Source organism: Promicromonospora kroppenstedtii, from assembly GCF_044389675.1.
Taxonomy (GTDB): domain Bacteria; phylum Actinomycetota; class Actinomycetes; order Actinomycetales; family Cellulomonadaceae; genus Promicromonospora; species Promicromonospora kroppenstedtii.
Genome location: NZ_JBIRYI010000002.1, coordinates 255,967 through 270,508 on the forward strand (window position 1 = coordinate 255,967; position 14,542 = coordinate 270,508).

Here is a 14,542-nt window from a genome sequence, read left to right on the forward strand (position 1 = left end):
GTGATCCTAGGCCGCGCGCGCACCCCGGGCCGCCAGGACCACAGCCGACGCGAGCCGGCGGAACTCCGGCCGGTCCCCGGCGGGCAGCGTGGCCAACAGGCCGTCGAGCGCGCTCGTGACACCGGCCTCGAACGCGGCGACCGCCTGGGTGCCGGCGTCGGTCAGCGACACCTGGACCGCTCGGCGGTCGCCGGGAGCCGGGCCGCGCTCCAACAGCCCGCGCCGCTCCGCCCGGTCGACGAGGCCGGTGAGCGCCGCCTTCTCGATCCCGAGGAGCTGTGCCAGGTCGACCATGCGCTGGGGCTGGTCGCCGAGGCCGCAGAGCAGCCGGCCCTGCATGGGTGTGAGCTCGTGCTGCTCGGCGACGCGCGCCACCGTGGCGGTGAGCACCACGGCGAGCTCCACCAGCTCGGGCATGCCCCCGATGCCGTGCGCGACGCAGCCCGGCAAGGCGTCAGGGGTCTCGGCGGGCATCACCCGTCAAAGGTACACAGCCCACATGGTTCACGCCATGTATAGTCAATGACACGAACCTTTTCTCGGACGTCCGACCGGAAGGCGCCACCATGAGCTTCACCCATCCGACCGGCACGCGCGGTGCGAAGCAGCCGGGCCGGTCCACCCGCTTCTTCAACAGGCTGATCGCCCGCCGCGCCCGGCGCACGGACGGCAGGACGATGGGCATGTCGCTGCTGGTGCTGACCACCGTCGGCCGCAAGAGCGGCCAGCCCCGCGAGAACCCGGTCGCCTACTTCGCGGCGCCCGACGGCGGCTGGTACATCGCAGCGTCGGCGGCCGGGGCGCAGGCCAATCCCGCCTGGTACCTCAACCTCGCGGCCCACCCGGACCAGGTGACCGTGGAGCTGGCCGGCCGCAAGGTGGCGGTGACCGCGCGCGAGCTGCACGGCACGGAGCGCACGCAGGCCTGGCAGCAGATCACCGACGAGTCCCCGGGGTTCCACAAGTACGAGCAGACCACCGACCGGGAGATCCCCGTGATCCACCTGACGCCGAAGCCCTGACCTCTGGCATGATTCCCGGCGGCCGGACCCGACCACCCGACGAGGATCGCCCCATGAGCTTCTCCCACCCGACCGGCACCCGCGGCGCACGAGTGCCCGGGCCCGTGTTCCGCTGGCTGAACCGCCTGATGGCAGGGCACGCCCGGCGCACCACGGCCACGACCATGGGCAAGAACCTCCTGGTCCTGACCACCGTCGGACGCAGGAGCGGACAGGCCCGGCCGACCCCGCTCGCGTGGTTCCCCGGCCCGGACGGCTCCTGGCTCGTCGTCGCCTCCGCCTGGGGCGCGGCGACCAACCCGGCCTGGTACCTCAACGTGGCCGCCCACCCCGACCGGCTGACGGTCGAGCTGGGTGGTCGCAAGGTCGCCGTGACCGCCCGCGAGCTGCACGGCGCGGAACGCGCCGAGGCGTGGCAGCGGATCACGGCCGAAGCGGCGAACTTCCGCCGGTACGACCAGACGACGGACCGGGAGATGCCCGTCATCCAACTGACGCCGAAGGGCTGATCTGACTCGCGCCCGGGACATCACAGGTTGTGGGTCTGCCGTCCGAGCTCTTCCGTTTCGAGGGGCGCTGGCCCCGTAACACCCGGCGGGGTGTCAGCGGCGGTCTGTAGTGTCGGACGCATGACGCACGCCGCCACCACCTCCCCCGCCGTCACAGCGCTCCAGACCGCGGACTGGCGACGGCGCGTCTTCGCGCTGTACGCCGAGGCCCGCACCCGCGCCGTCGTGAACCCGGCGGCGGCGCACGCCGGGTGGGTCGCCGCGCGCGACGAGCTCTTCGCGACGCACCCCGTCTCGCCGATCCTGCCGGAGGAGCGGCCCGGCTTCACCGGGCTGACCGTCACCCCGTACGACCCGGCCTGGCGTCTGAGCGCCCCGATCGTCCCGGCCGAGCCCGGACCGGACGGCGCGCCGCGCCGCCTCGACGTCCCCACCGGGACCGACGGCGTGGTGCCGTTCGAGCTGCTCGGCACGGTCGCGCTGGGCTCCGACGCCCTGGGCGACCTCGGCACGCTCGACGTCTGGCGCCTCGCGTCCTACGGCGGCGGCCTGTTCGTGCCGATCAAGGACGCGCTGGCGGGCCCGCCCGGCGGCACCTACGGCGGCGGCCGCTACCTCATCGACACGATCAAGGGCTCCTGGCTCGGGCACACCGGCGGGTCCGACGGCGGGGAGGGCGGCGGCCCCGACGACTTCGGCGTCGGCGACCTGGTGCTCGACCTCAACTTCGCCTACAACCCGTCCTGCGCCTACGACCCGGCGTGGACCTGCCCGCTCGCCCAGGACGGCAACACGCTGTCCGTCGAGGTCCCGGTCGGCGAGCGGACCCCGGCCAAGTAGGTCACTTCAGCCCTGGGGGCCGCGGCGAGCTCGTTCGACCAGCCCCTCCCCTTCGAAGCCTAAGTTTCTTCGCTCCGAGCCAGCGGAAAGCGAAGAAACTTAGGCCTCGAAGGGGACTGGCCGCAGCAAAGGTGAGCCTCGCCAATCCGGCCCCCGGTGTTGGCCCCGCGACCCGTCTCCTGGTTGCCTGGGGCCATGACCACAGAACCGTCCGGCGCCGAGCGCCCGGGCACGACCCGCCCCGCCGTCGGGCATGCCGACGAACCGCACACCGAAGGCCTCGCGGAGCGGCTGAACTGGCTCCGGGCCGGCGTGCTCGGTGCGAACGACGGCATCGTGTCCGTCGCCGCAGTCGCCGTGGGCGTGGCGGCGGCGACGTCGCAGACCGGCCCCATCCTGACCGCCGGTCTCGCCGCCCTCGTGGGTGGCGCCATCTCGATGGCACTCGGCGAGTACGTCTCGGTCTCCAGCCAGTCCGACACCCAGAAGGCCCTCATCGCCAAGGAGAAGGCCGAGCTCGCCACCATGCCCGACGAGGAGCTCGCCGAGCTGGCCGCGATCTACGAGGCCAAGGGCCTGACCCCGGCCACCGCCCGCCAGGTCGCCGTCGAGCTCACCGAGCACGACGCCCTCACCGCGCACCTGGAGGCCGAGCTCAACATCGACGAGGACGGCGTGGTCAGCCCGTGGCACGCCGCGCTCGCCTCGGCCGTCGCGTTCACGATCGGCGCGGTGCTCCCGCTCGCCGCGGTGCTCCTGATCCCCGAGCCCTGGCGCGTCGGCGTCACGTTCGCCGTGGTGCTGGTGGCGCTGGCGGGCACCGGCTGGATCGCGGCCTGGATCGGCGACGCGCCCCGGGTACGGGCCACGGCGCGCGTCGTCGTCGGCGGGGCGCTGGCGCTCGGCGCCACCTTCGCGCTGGGCTCCCTGCTCGGCACGACGGCGGCCGGGTGAGTACCGTTAGCGCCCGATGAACACCATCGACATCACACCGCCCCCGGCCGGCACACCCTCGTCGGCGTACGGCGTCCACTCCGAGGTGGGCCGCCTGCGCAAGGTGCTGGTCTGCGCGCCGGGCCTGGCCCACCAGCGCCTCACCCCGTCCAACTCCGCCGACCTGCTGTTCGACGACGTGCTGTGGGTCGAGCGCGCCCAGCAGGACCACGCCGACTTCGTGACCGAGCTGCGCGAACGCGACGTCGACGTCGTCGAGCTGCACGCCCTGCTCGCCCAGACGCTGCGCGTGCCCGGCGCCCGCGACTGGCTGCTCGACCGCAAGATCGTGCCCGAGATCGTGGGCAACGGCCTGGTCGAGGCCACGCGCGAGTACCTGGAGTCGCTCCCGGAGCACGAGCTGGCCCGGTACCTGATCGGCGGCCTGGCCGTGGCCGACGTGCCCGAGCTGCCGCCGGGCTTCCGCGCGCTGGCCGACCTGAGCCCGGACGCGCGCGAGTACCTCATGCCGCCACTGCCGAACACGCTGTTCACGCGCGACACGACGTGCTGGATCTACGGCGGTCTCACGCTGAACCCGCTGTACTGGCAGGCCCGCCGGGACGAGACGCTGCTGATGAAAGCGATCTACACGTTCCACCCCGACTTCGTGGGGAGCCGCGTGTGGTGGGGCGACCCGGAGGCCACCCACGGCGAGGCCACCTTCGAGGGCGGCGACATCATGCCGATCGGTAACGGGACCGTGCTGATGGGCATGAGCGAGCGCACCTCGCGCCAGGCCATCACCCAGGTCGCCGCCTCGCTGTTCGAGGCGGGCGCGGCCGAGCAGATCGTCGTGGCGGGCATGCCCCGGCTGCGCGCGGCCATGCACCTGGACACGATCATGACATTCGTCGACGTCGACACCGTCACCGTGTACCCGCGCATCGTCGACCGTGTGCACCCGTTCGTGCTGCGCCCGGACTCCGGCCCGATCGGCGTGTCGGTGACGGACGCCGGCGCCTCGTCGTTCCTCGACGTCGTCGGCGAGGTCTCGGGGCTGGGCCGGCTGCGGGTCATCGAGACCGGCGGCGACGTCTACGAGTCCGAGCGCCAGCAGTGGGACAGCGGCAACAACTCCGTGGCCGTCGAGCCTGGCGTGGTGTTCACCTACGACCGCAACACGACCACGAACGACCTGCTGCGCAAGGCCGGTATCGAGGTGATCGAGATCGCGGGCGGCGAGCTCGGCCGCGGGCGGGGCGGCGGGCACTGCATGACCTGCCCGATCATCCGGGAGCCCGTGAGCTGGTAGGCGCCGGACCGCGCCACACCCACCACCGACCGACAGTTACTCTGCATTCCGGACAAAACCCTTGAAAGGAGTCCGGATGTCGGTCGGTGGTGCGCCAGTTCGCGAGCGCCTGCGCAGGCTGGTCGAGCACCAGTGGTTCCAGCGGACGGTGCTCGGCGTCATCATCGCCAACGCCGCGATCCTCGGCCTGGAGACGTCGATCCTCGACGGCCCGGCGGACGAGGTGCTCCAGGTGGTCGACGACGTGATGCTGTGCTTCTTCGTCGCCGAGATCTCGCTGCGCCTGGTGGCCCACGGCCCGCGCTTCTTCCGCGACCCGTGGAGCGTCTTCGACCTGCTCGTGGTCGGCATCGCCCTGATCCCGGCGACCGGCCCGCTGTCGCTGCTGCGCGCCCTGCGGATCCTGCGCGTGCTGCGCCTGGCCGACTCCGTGCCCTCCATGAAGCGCGTGGTCAACGGCCTCGTCGCGGCCGTGCCGGGCATGGGCTCGGTGGGCGCGCTGCTGGTCCTCGTCATGTACGTGTCCGTGGTGATCGCGACCAACCTCTACGGCGCGATCGCACCCGAGCACTTCGGCGACCTGGGCACCACGGCGTTCACGCTGTTCCAGGTCATGACCGGCGAGGCGTGGCCGGACATCGCTGACGACGTCATGGTGCACGAGCCCATGGCGTGGATCTTCTTCGTCGTGTTCATCCTGGTGGTCTCGTTCGCGGTGCTGAACCTGTTCATCGCCGTGGTCGTCAGCGGCATGGAGAGCATCGACGACCTCGCCGAGCACGAGGAGAAGAACGACGCCGAGGTGATGACCGAGCTGCGCGCGATCCGGGCCCAGCTCGCCGCCGTGCAGGCCGAGCTCGCCGCGTCCCGCGCCGCGAGCCCGGAGCCGGAACCCGAGACGGTGCCCGCGCCCTGACCAGACAGGGGCTGCGGCACGCCCGCACCAGGCGCCGGCGGCGCGACACGCCGTGGAGACGCGCCACGCCGGTTCCTTGATGCATCCTTGGGTTGCAGTTCCGGAAAAGCCATAGACGCTGTCAAGTCCTCGTTGTACCTTTCTTCACACACGGACTCCGCGCCGTGGCGGCAGGTTGTGTGTCAGCGACCGCCTGCCCCGCGTCTCGGGTACCGCCGGCAACACCTCGAACAGCAACTTCACCAGCCACTTCAAGAAACGGGAAAGGACGAGATCCACGATGGTTCGCACGAGCATCACGCACCGGGCCGCAGGCCTGAGCAAGGCCAGTGCCGCCACCGCCTCGTCCCTCCCGACCACAGCGCAGCACCTCTGGGACGGCCGCGAGGCCATCCGGGGCGCCATACGCTCCTGATCCGGTTCTGCCGGACCAGTGAACGTGAGCCGCCTCGGGACCCCTGTTCCCGGGCGGCTCTTGTCGTCCCGGGCCCAGGAGTGCGGCACCCCGAGAACCATCCGAAGGACAAGAAGAACCGAGACGACAAGCTCACCGGAAGGAGCAGGCCCGTGGCCGACGTCCTAGTCCTCAATGCCGGCTACGAGCCGCTGCACCGGGTATCGGTCCGGCACGCCATCCACATGCTCGTGCGCGAGGTCGCGGTCGTGGAGGAGGCGGTCGACGGCCGCTCCTTCGGTCCGTTCCCCTTACCGCGCGTGCTGCGGCTGGTCCGGTACGTGACGATGCGGTGGCTCTACAAGTCGGGCGGGGCGCCCGCGTGCACCAAGCTCGGCGTGAAGCGTCGCGACGGCCTGTGCGCCTACTGCGGCGGCCCCGCCGAGACCGTGGACCACATCCTGCCGCGGTCCCGTGGCGGGCCCTCGACGTGGATGAACCTCGTGGCCGCCTGCTACGAGTGCAACTCGCACAAGGCGGACCGCACCCCGGCCGAGGCCGGCATGGTGCTCCACGTGACGCCGCACGTCCCCCGCGCGGACTACGCCCGCGCCATCCGGCACAGAGCGGCGCGCGCGGCTTAGGCCGGGGCGCGCGAGTGATCGGTAAAAGGTCAGGTGATCGGCAACTCGAGTTGCCGATCACCTGACCTTTTGCCGATCACTTGCTGGTGACCTCCCGCACCGGCTCCATGAGTGCCGCGGTGAGCTCGGTGCGGGGGCGCACCTCCTGCCACTTTCAACATATAGCGACCAGGGGGCCTTGCGGCAAGACCCTGGTGCTGTCGCAGAATCGTCGACCGTCACGGCTTTTCGCGCCTGACGGAACAGGGGGTCCGACATGAGTGACGTGATCGTGGCCGGGGGCGGGCCGACCGGCGTGCTGCTGGCCTGCGAGCTGCGGCTGCAGGGTGTGTCCGTGGTCGTGCTGGAGCAGGACGCCGAACCCACCCGGGTGGTGCGGGGGCTCGGCCTCCACGCGCGCACTCTGGAGATCCTGGACCAGCGCGGCCTGCTGGACCGGTTCCTGCCGCTGGGCAAGCGCTACCCCCTCGGCTCCTTCGCGGGTATCACCAAGCCGGCGCCCGCCGGGCTGGACACCACGCACCCGTACGTCCTGGGCGTGCCGCAGCCGGTCACCGAGCATCTGCTGCGCGAGCGGGCCGCCGAGCTCGGCGTCGAGGTGCGGTACGGCCACGAGGTGGCCGGGCTGAGCCAGGACGACGACGGCGTCCGCGTCGAGCTGGCCGACGGCTCGCGCCTCGCCGCCCGCTACCTCGTGGGGTGCGACGGCGGTCGCAGCACCGTGCGCCGCCTGCTCGGCATCGGGTTCCCCGGCGAGCCCAGCCGGCAGGAGACGCTCCTGGGCGAGGTGAAGCTGACGGCGCCGCCCGCGACGATCGAGGCCGTCGTGGCCGAGGTGCGCAAGACCCACAAGAACTTCGGTGCCATCCCGCTCGGGGACGACCTGTACCGGGTCGGCGCCCCGGCCGACGGCGTGGCCGAGGACCGCACGGTCCCACCGACCCTGGACGAGCTGCGTGAGCAGGTGCGCGCGGTGGCCGGGACCGACCTCGGCATGCACTCGCCGCGCTGGCTGTCCCGGTTCGGCGACGCCACCCGGCTGGCCGAGCGGTACCGGGACGGCCGGGTGCTGCTGGCCGGCGACGCCGCGCACGTCCACCCGCCGTACGGCGGCCAGGGGCTCAACCTCGGGGTGCAGGACGCCTTCAACCTCGGCTGGAAGCTGGCCGCCGAGGTGCACGGCTGGGCACCCGCGGGACTGCTGGACAGCTACGCCACCGAGCGCCGCCCGGTCGCCGCCGACGTGCTGGACAACACGCGCGCGCAGACCGTGCTGCTCTCCCCCGAGCCGGGGCCGCAGGCGGTGCGCCGCCTGCTGGCGGAGCTGATGGACCTCGACGACGCGCGCCGGCTCCTGGTCGAGAAGGTCACGGCGACGGGGATCCGGTACGACGTCGGGGACGGTCCCGACGTCGGAGGCCCCGGCACAGCCGACGGCGTCACCGCCGGGCACGACCTGCTCGGGCGGCGGATGCCCGACGTCGCGCTGCGGGACGGCCGCCTCTACGAACGGATGCATGACGGCCGTGGGCTGCTCCTGGACCGCACCGGCCGGCTCTCGACCGACGGATGGGCGGACCGGGTGGACCGCGTCGTCGACGTCGTCCCGCCCGACGGCGACGGTGCGTCCGCGCCGCCCTCGGTGCTGCTGCGGCCGGACGGGCACGTGGTCTGGGTGGGCGCGGACCAGGCCGACCTGCTCGGCCCGCTGCACCGGTGGTTCGGCGCCGGCTCCGGGCCTGTGTGAGCCGTCCGGACGCCGCCTTAGCAGGTCGCCCGGGGAACCGCCTGGTGAGGCCGAAACACACCGGGTGAAGAGCCCCGGTACCCTGTCCGCGTTCATGACCCTCGCCACGACACAGTCCGGCGACCGGAGAAGGGGGACGCCCGAGTGAGCGTCGAAACCGCTGGGTGGCCGCGCGCCGTAGTGGTCGTGCGCGACGACGGAACGGGGCAGGTGGCCATCAACGGCCAGACCGTGCCCGTCTACCGCAGCAGCCTGGGCGAGACCCGCAGCGAGGTCATGCGCCTGGTCATGGAGTACTCGGCGAGCATCGGCCTGGCCGTCGAGGTCCAGGCGCTCGGGCCCGAGGGACCCAGCGCGCTGACCGTCCACCCCGACGGCCGGGTGGTGCACGACGACGGCGTGGGCGCCATCCAGGCGGCTCAGGCGGCGCAGGCGCAGGCGCAGGCGGCGCAGGCGGCCCAGATCGCCGCGCAGGCCGCGCTCGCGCAGCCCGCGCCCACCCCGGCCGTGCCCACCCCGCCGGCTCCCGAACCGGCCGCTCCCGTGCAGGCGGCGGCATCCGTGCAGGCGGCGGCCGCACCCGCACCGGCCCCTGCCGCGCCGGCTCCCGCCGAGCCGGACGTGCAGACGGACGCCCAGTCTGCCCCTGCCCCGACCGCTCCGGCACAGGACACCCAGGCGCCGCCCATCACGCTGCTCGGCCCGCAGGGCGACCTGGACCCCGAGGGCAGGGCGCCCGGCGGCACGATCACCCCGCCGTCCGCACCGTCCGTCCCCGCACCGAGCGCGCCCTCCGGCGAGCCGCCCCTCGGCCCCGGCGGACCGGGCGCACCCGGCGGCTCCGACGTCGGACGACGGGACAGCCGCCGGTCGTCGTTCCTGGTCCAGGACCGCCTCGACGAGCCGGCCACGCAGGGCGTGCGCGGCGTGCTGGCCCGGGTGGGTCTTCGCGTGCCGCCCAGCGAGTCGGAGCGCGCGGAGCGCGCCGACGAGCAGGCGGTGAGCCAGCACTGGCAGGGACCCCGCACCATCTCGATCGTGAACGGCAAGGGCGGCGCCGGCAAGACGCCGTCGACGGTGCTGCTCGCGGCGGTCTTCGCGCAGTTCGGCGGCTCCGGCGTCGTCACGTGGGACAACAACCAGACCCGCGGGACGCTGGGCTGGCGCACCGAGCAGGACCAGCACGAGGCGACCCTGCTCGACCTGATCCCCCGCACCGAGCACTTCCTGGGCCCGACGGCGCAGCTCGGCGACCTGGCCGGGTTCGTGCACCACCAGTCGCGGATGAGGTTCGACGTGCTGCGGTCCAAGCCGATGGCGCTGGCGCACGAGCAGCGCATCTCGTCCGAGGACGTCGACGCCATCCACGCGGTGCTCGCCAAGTTCTACCGGCTGATCTTCATCGACTCCGGCAACGACGAGTCCGACCCGATGTGGCTGCGTATGATCGACCACACCGACCAGCTCGTGGTGGCCACCAGCACCCGCGACGACCACGCCGAGGCCGGCGCGCTGCTCCTGGAGGCGCTGGCCAACCGCGGGGAGCACATGGCGGAGCTGGCCCGGAAGGCCGTCGTCGTGGTGAGCCAGTCCGACCCGAAGGCGACGCCCGCGGATATGCGCCGGGTCGCCCAGGGCTACCGTGCGCTGGCGCGCGAGGTCGTCACCGTCCCGTTCGACCCGGCGATGGTGGACGGCCAGCTCGACTACCGGGCCCTGCGCCCCCAGACCCGCCGGGCCTGGCTGGCCGCGGGCGCGGCGGTCTCGCGCGGGTTCTGACCCGGGAGACCGAGGAGCCGACGACGCCGCTAGGCGGCCGGGGCGACGATCCGCGTGACCACGCGGTGCACGTCGGCCCGGCCGTCGGCGGCGGCCGCCGTGTCCTCCGGGACGGCGAGCATGCCGCCGGCGGTCAGCACGGAACCGTGCACCGCGGCGAGCACCTGCCCCAGCAGCCGCTCGGCGGGCACCGTGGCGTCGATGCGCTCGGGGTGCCGGGCCTGGGCCTCGCGCAGCGCCTCGACCTTGGCCGCGCTGGAGGTCGCCGACCGCTCGAGCGTGCCGAGCATCCCCGGCCGCTCCAGGGTGTGCCAGAGCAGCAGCCGGATCAGCTCGGGGTGGCCCACGGTGAAGTCGAACAGGCGCACGGCGTAGCCGGGCAGGTCGTCGGCGTCGAACGGCACGGCATCGAGCAGGTCGAGGATCCGGGCACTGACCACCTGGTCGAACAGCGCCTCCTTGCCGCCGAAGTACGCGTAAATGCGCTGCTTGTTCGCCGCCGCGTGCTCGGCGATCCGGTCCACGCGGGCACCGGCCAGCCCGTACCGCGCGAACTCGTCGGCGGCGGCCTCCAGGATGCGGGTCGGCGTCGCGGCGCGTCCGACGTCGGCAGCGGGGGTGGGCATGTCGCTCAGCCTAGCTCCGGTCCGCCGGCAGAGCGGTGGACGTGACCTCCTCGGCGACGGCCCACAGGCGGGCGGCCGTCGCGCCGTCGCGCATGCGCCGGTTGAGCAGGGCACGCCGTGGCGGTCCGGCCAGGCCGGACATCGGCCCGTAGTACGCCCCCTGGGCGGCGTCGCGCCGGGTGGCCGCCACGAGCAGCGAGCCGACGCCGTGCTCGGGGACCGCCATCGGCAGCAGTCCGCTCCCCCAGCGCACCGGGCGATCTCGCCCCATGCTCGGCCCGGTGACCTGGAGATTCGTGCGGGTCAGGCCGGGGTGGGCCGCCGTGCTGACCAGGGCCCAGCCGCGGCCTGCGGCGGTGTGGGCCAGGTGCCGCGCGAGATGCAGGTCGGCAAGCTTCGACTGCGCGTAGGCGGGCAGCGCCCGGTACTCGCGGCGCTCCCAGTCCAGGTCGTCGAAGACGATGCGGCCCTGGTTGGCGGCGTACGAGCACATCGTGGCCACGCGCGGGGACGGGGCCGCCAGGAGCAGCGGCAGCAGCAGGTTGGTCAGCGCGAAGGGGCCAAGGAAGTTCGTGCCCCACTGCAGCTCGTGACCGTCCGCCGTCAGGTACCGCCGGGGCGGGACCGAGACGCCGGCGTTGTTGACGAGCGTGTCGAGGCGGTCGAGGTCGCGGAACAGCCCGTCGGCGAACGCACGGACCGACGCGAGGTCGGCGAGGTCCAGGATCCGCACCTCAGCCTCCGCGTCGGAGCGGGTGCCGAGCACCTCGGCGAGCGCGTCGGCCCCCTTGTCAGGGTTGCGGACGGCAAGGACCACGCGGGCACCGGCGGCGGCCAGCCGCTTGGCGGCCTCGCGGCCGGTACCACTGTTGGCCCCCGTGACCACGACAGTGCGCCCTGTCTGGTCCGGCACGTGCGGGCGGGCAGGCAGGTCCGCCGTCCGCGCGGCGCCGGTCGAGCCGTTCGTCGGGCCGCTCATCCGACCGGGACGGCGGTCGAGGTGATCTCCTCGGCGACGGCCCACAGCCGGGCTGCCGTCGCGTCGTCCCGCATGCGCCGGTTGAGGCGCGCCGGGCGGGGATCCCCGGTCAGCCCGAACCGGGGGCCGTAGTAGGCACCGGAGGTGGCGGCCGGGTCGGCGGCCGCCAGCAGGATGGAGCCGGCGCCCTCGGGCGCCTCCATCGACGGCAGGATGCTCCCCGGCGACCAGCGCACCGGCTGCTCCTTGCCCATGCTCGGGCCCGTGACCTGGAGGTTGGTCCGCGTGAAGCCGGGGTGCGCGGCCGTGCTCACCAGCGTCCAGCCCCGGCGTCCGGCGAGGTGCGCGAGGTGCCGGGCGAGATACAGGTCGGCGAGCTTGGACTGCCCGTAGACGGCCCAGGTGCGGTAGGGACGGCGCTCCCGGTCGAGGTCCGTGAAGTCGATGCGGCCCGCGTTGGCCACGCCGGAGCTCATGGTGGCCACGCGCGGGGCGGGAGCGGCGAGGAGCAGCGGCAGGAGCAGGTTGGTCAACGCGAACGGGCCCAGGAAGTTGGTGCCCCACTGCAGCTCGTGGCCGTCGGCGGTCTGGTAGCGCTGCGGCGTCGCCATCACGCCGGCGTTGTTCACCAGGGTGTCGAGCCGACCGAGGTCGCGCCCGAGCCCGTCCGCGAACGCCCGGACGGACGCCAGGTCGGCGAGGTCCAGGATCCGCACCTCCGCCTGCGCGTCGGGGCGGGCGGCGAGCACCTCGGCGAGCGCGTCGGCCCCCTTGCCGGGGTTGCGGACAGCGAGGATCACGCGGGCGCCGGCGGCAGCCAGGCGCTTGGCGGCCTCACGGCCGGTGCCACTGTTGGCGCCGGTGACGACGACGGTGCGGCCGGTCTGGTCGGGCACGGTGTACATGGGGCTCCTCGGGGCGGTTCCGACTGGGCCAACCAACCAGTTGGTTGACGGGTCCCACTATGCACCTGCTCCCCCGGCGAGACAAGCCCTGGGAACGACAAGGGGTGCCGGATCCGACGATCCGGCACCCCCTGGTCGGTCGCGGCGCAGGCCGCGACCGGCGCATCGTCAGGCGCTCAGTGCGCCCGCCACCAGCTCCAGCGTCTGTGCCCGGCCGAACGTGGCGTCCAGCGGCTCGTCGTCGCGCGACCCGGCGACCGGGACGAGCATGACCTCCTCGACGCCGTGCCGCTCCGCCAGGCCGCGCACCTCGGCCGCCACGTGCTCGGCGTCGCCGATCAGCCAGCGGGCCCGCATCGCCTCGATGGACTGGGCGAGCATGCCGTCGGCCGGCTCGTCCGCCTGGGCGCGCAGCGCCTCCTCGACCGTCTCCAGCGCGCCGAGCTTCTGCCCGGACCGCAGGCGGGCCATCTGGCGCAGCTGCGGCAGGGCGCGGTCGTGCGCCTCGTCCGACGTCGGCGCGGCCACCGCGTTGACCGTCACGAACGTGCGCGGCTCCGGGTGTTCCTCCGACGGCCGGTAGCCCTCCCGGTACAGCGCGAGGATCTGGTCCATGCCCTGCCCGGAGAAGTGGTTGGCGAACACGTACGGCAGCCCGAGCTCGGCCGCGAGCCGCGCCGAGTAGTCGCTGGAGCCCAGCAGCCACACCGTGGGCACGCTCGCGGCGGCCGGCGTCGCCCGCACGTCGTAGATGTCGCCGGAGACCAGGCGCAGGCGGGCGCCGTCGGGGCCCATGAGGCTCAGGATGTCGGTGACGTGCTGCGGGAACCGGTCCACGTCCGCCGTCGGCCCCGTGGCGCGCAGCAGCGAAGTGACTACGGGGTCGCTGCCCGGAGCGCGGCCGATGCCGAGGTCGATGCGGCCGGGGGCCACGGCCTCGAGCGCCGCGAACTGCTCGGCGACCACGAGCGGGGCGTGGTTGGGCAGCATCACGCCGCCCGAGCCCACGCGGATGCGCGAGGTCCGCGCGGCGGCCGCGGCGATCATGACCGGGGGCGACGAGGCCGCCACCGCCGCCATGTTGTGGTGCTCCGCGAACCAGTAGCGCTCGTAGCCGAGGCGGTCGGCGAGCGCCGCCAGGTCGAGCGAGGCCGACAGGGCCTGGGCGCTGGTCTGGCCCGAGCGGACGGGCACGAGGTCGAGGACGGAGAGGCGCGGCGTGGTGTTCATCGCCTGCGTCAACCGTCGCGGGGTGCGGCGTGTTCCGGCCCGAGTCGTCCTTTACCAGTTCTGTACCGTTTTCGGTATCTCGGAACATCATGGCGTCCACCCGGTTCGGCCTGACATGATCACGTGGTGTCTGTTGATGTGCGCCCCGCGACCGACGAGGACGTCGACGCCGTGGTCGACCTGTTCCGGCAATACCTGTGGTTCTACGGGCAGGAGGTGCCCGACGCCGAGGCGCGGGCCTACCTGACCGCCCGCCGCGACGCGGGTGACAGCGTGCTGCTCGTCGCGGAGGTGGCCGTGGAGGGCTCCGACCCGGCGGAGGACGCCAGGATCGTCGGGTTCGCGCAGAGCTACCCCACGTGGTCGTCGGTGAGCCTGAGCCGGTCGTGGGTGCTGAACGACCTGTTCGTCTCGCCCGCCGCGCGCGGGACGGGCGGGGCGCGCGCCCTGGTGCAGGAGACCTGCCGCCTGGCCAAGGAGGCCGGGGCCATCCGGGTCTCGCTGGCCACCGCGTGGGACAACCTCGCCGCTCAGGGCCTGTACGAGTCCGAGGGCTTCGTGCGCGACCAGAACTTCCACCACTACGCGTACGTGACGGGCGCCTGACCCGCACGAGGCGCAGGACGCGCGGCGCGCTCCTCCGGCTTGGTGTCGGTAGCCCGCGCTAGGGTGTGCCCCGGCCAGGAACAGACCTGGTCAGAAG

Annotated in this window: 15 protein-coding genes; 10 read left to right on the forward strand and 5 right to left on the reverse strand. The window is 73.3% G+C overall.

Annotated features, from left to right (window positions below; all coding sequences use genetic code 11):
* Positions 1-6 precede the first annotated feature (6 nt).
* Positions 7-474 carry a MarR family winged helix-turn-helix transcriptional regulator gene (locus ACH47X_RS04940; protein ID WP_397401970.1) on the reverse strand — a complete coding sequence of 156 codons (468 nt, stop codon included), beginning with the start codon at positions 472-474 and terminating at the stop codon, positions 7-9.
* Positions 475-566: 92 nt separating this feature from the next.
* Here ACH47X_RS04940 and ACH47X_RS04945 point away from each other — a divergent pair, with 92 nt between their 5' ends.
* The 9 genes from ACH47X_RS04945 to ACH47X_RS04985 all read left to right on the forward strand — a co-directional run bounded on the left by ACH47X_RS04945 (position 567) and on the right by ACH47X_RS04985 (position 10,099).
* The gene (locus ACH47X_RS04945; RefSeq protein ID WP_397401972.1) at positions 567-1,022 is read left to right on the forward strand and encodes a nitroreductase/quinone reductase family protein; all 456 of its coding nucleotides are present in this window, start codon (positions 567-569) and stop codon (positions 1,020-1,022) included.
* A 53-nt stretch (positions 1,023-1,075) separates the two neighbouring features.
* Entirely contained in the window at positions 1,076-1,531 is a 456-nt protein-coding gene (locus tag ACH47X_RS04950; protein ID WP_397401974.1) for a nitroreductase/quinone reductase family protein, read from the forward strand.
* Positions 1,532-1,651: 120 nt separating this feature from the next.
* Positions 1,652-2,371: a DUF1684 domain-containing protein gene (locus tag ACH47X_RS04955; RefSeq protein WP_397401976.1), complete on the forward strand. Its 720-nt coding sequence runs from the start codon at positions 1,652-1,654 to the stop codon at positions 2,369-2,371.
* A gap of 195 nt (positions 2,372-2,566) precedes the next feature.
* The gene (locus ACH47X_RS04960) at positions 2,567-3,325 is read left to right on the forward strand and encodes a VIT family protein (protein WP_397401978.1); all 759 of its coding nucleotides are present in this window, start codon (positions 2,567-2,569) and stop codon (positions 3,323-3,325) included.
* A gap of 16 nt (positions 3,326-3,341) precedes the next feature.
* Positions 3,342-4,619, forward strand: a complete 1,278-nt coding sequence (locus ACH47X_RS04965) for an arginine deiminase (RefSeq protein ID WP_397401980.1) — start codon at positions 3,342-3,344, stop codon at positions 4,617-4,619.
* A 76-nt stretch (positions 4,620-4,695) separates the two neighbouring features.
* Entirely contained in the window at positions 4,696-5,535 is an 840-nt protein-coding gene (locus tag ACH47X_RS04970) for an ion transporter (RefSeq protein WP_397401982.1), read from the forward strand.
* 567 nt (positions 5,536-6,102) lie between these two features.
* On the forward strand, positions 6,103-6,573 hold the full coding sequence (locus ACH47X_RS04975; protein ID WP_020018328.1) for an HNH endonuclease: 471 nt from the start codon (positions 6,103-6,105) through the stop codon (positions 6,571-6,573).
* A 256-nt stretch (positions 6,574-6,829) separates the two neighbouring features.
* Positions 6,830-8,320 carry an FAD-dependent monooxygenase gene (locus tag ACH47X_RS04980; RefSeq protein ID WP_397401984.1) on the forward strand — a complete coding sequence of 497 codons (1,491 nt, stop codon included), beginning with the start codon at positions 6,830-6,832 and terminating at the stop codon, positions 8,318-8,320.
* A gap of 186 nt (positions 8,321-8,506) precedes the next feature.
* Complete coding sequence (locus ACH47X_RS04985) at positions 8,507-10,099, forward strand: ATPase (protein ID WP_397401986.1); 1,593 nt, start codon at positions 8,507-8,509, stop codon at positions 10,097-10,099.
* Positions 10,100-10,128: 29 nt separating this feature from the next.
* Here the strand turns inward: ACH47X_RS04985 and ACH47X_RS04990 are convergent, their stop codons facing one another.
* The 4 genes from ACH47X_RS04990 to ACH47X_RS05005 form a co-directional block, all read right to left on the reverse strand.
* Positions 10,129-10,725 (reverse strand): TetR family transcriptional regulator, encoded by a 597-nt coding sequence (locus ACH47X_RS04990; protein ID WP_397401988.1) that lies wholly within the window; start codon positions 10,723-10,725, stop codon positions 10,129-10,131.
* Positions 10,726-10,735: 10 nt separating this feature from the next.
* Positions 10,736-11,704: an SDR family oxidoreductase gene (locus ACH47X_RS04995; protein WP_397401990.1), complete on the reverse strand. Its 969-nt coding sequence runs from the start codon at positions 11,702-11,704 to the stop codon at positions 10,736-10,738.
* Positions 11,701-12,609 (reverse strand): oxidoreductase, encoded by a 909-nt coding sequence (locus ACH47X_RS05000; RefSeq protein ID WP_397401992.1) that lies wholly within the window; start codon positions 12,607-12,609, stop codon positions 11,701-11,703. The genes ACH47X_RS04995 and ACH47X_RS05000 overlap by 4 nt, the downstream gene beginning before the upstream one ends.
* 168 nt (positions 12,610-12,777) lie before the next feature.
* Positions 12,778-13,839 (reverse strand): LLM class flavin-dependent oxidoreductase, encoded by a 1,062-nt coding sequence (locus tag ACH47X_RS05005; protein ID WP_397401994.1) that lies wholly within the window; start codon positions 13,837-13,839, stop codon positions 12,778-12,780.
* A gap of 126 nt (positions 13,840-13,965) precedes the next feature.
* Here ACH47X_RS05005 and ACH47X_RS05010 point away from each other — a divergent pair, with 126 nt between their 5' ends.
* The gene (locus tag ACH47X_RS05010) at positions 13,966-14,445 is read left to right on the forward strand and encodes a GNAT family N-acetyltransferase (RefSeq protein ID WP_397401996.1); all 480 of its coding nucleotides are present in this window, start codon (positions 13,966-13,968) and stop codon (positions 14,443-14,445) included.
* Positions 14,446-14,542 lie beyond the last annotated feature (97 nt).

Bases quoted from the DNA above. Each gene is read 5' to 3' on its own strand.
- ACH47X_RS04940 (WP_397401970.1), bottom strand. From the start codon at position 474: ATGCCCGCCGAGACCCCTGACGCCTTGCCGGGCTGCGTCGCGCACGGC.
- ACH47X_RS04945 (WP_397401972.1), top strand. From the start codon at position 567: ATGAGCTTCACCCATCCGACCGGCACGCGCGGTGCGAAGCAGCCGGGC.
- ACH47X_RS04950 (WP_397401974.1), top strand. From the start codon at position 1,076: ATGAGCTTCTCCCACCCGACCGGCACCCGCGGCGCACGAGTGCCCGGG.
- ACH47X_RS04955 (WP_397401976.1), top strand. From the start codon at position 1,652: ATGACGCACGCCGCCACCACCTCCCCCGCCGTCACAGCGCTCCAGACC.
- ACH47X_RS04960 (WP_397401978.1), top strand. From the start codon at position 2,567: ATGACCACAGAACCGTCCGGCGCCGAGCGCCCGGGCACGACCCGCCCC.
- ACH47X_RS04965 (WP_397401980.1), top strand. From the start codon at position 3,342: ATGAACACCATCGACATCACACCGCCCCCGGCCGGCACACCCTCGTCG.
- ACH47X_RS04970 (WP_397401982.1), top strand. From the start codon at position 4,696: ATGTCGGTCGGTGGTGCGCCAGTTCGCGAGCGCCTGCGCAGGCTGGTC.
- ACH47X_RS04980 (WP_397401984.1), top strand. From the start codon at position 6,830: ATGAGTGACGTGATCGTGGCCGGGGGCGGGCCGACCGGCGTGCTGCTG.
- ACH47X_RS04990 (WP_397401988.1), bottom strand. From the start codon at position 10,725: ATGCCCACCCCCGCTGCCGACGTCGGACGCGCCGCGACGCCGACCCGC.
- ACH47X_RS04995 (WP_397401990.1), bottom strand. From the start codon at position 11,704: ATGAGCGGCCCGACGAACGGCTCGACCGGCGCCGCGCGGACGGCGGAC.
- ACH47X_RS05000 (WP_397401992.1), bottom strand. From the start codon at position 12,609: ATGTACACCGTGCCCGACCAGACCGGCCGCACCGTCGTCGTCACCGGC.
- ACH47X_RS05005 (WP_397401994.1), bottom strand. From the start codon at position 13,839: ATGAACACCACGCCGCGCCTCTCCGTCCTCGACCTCGTGCCCGTCCGC.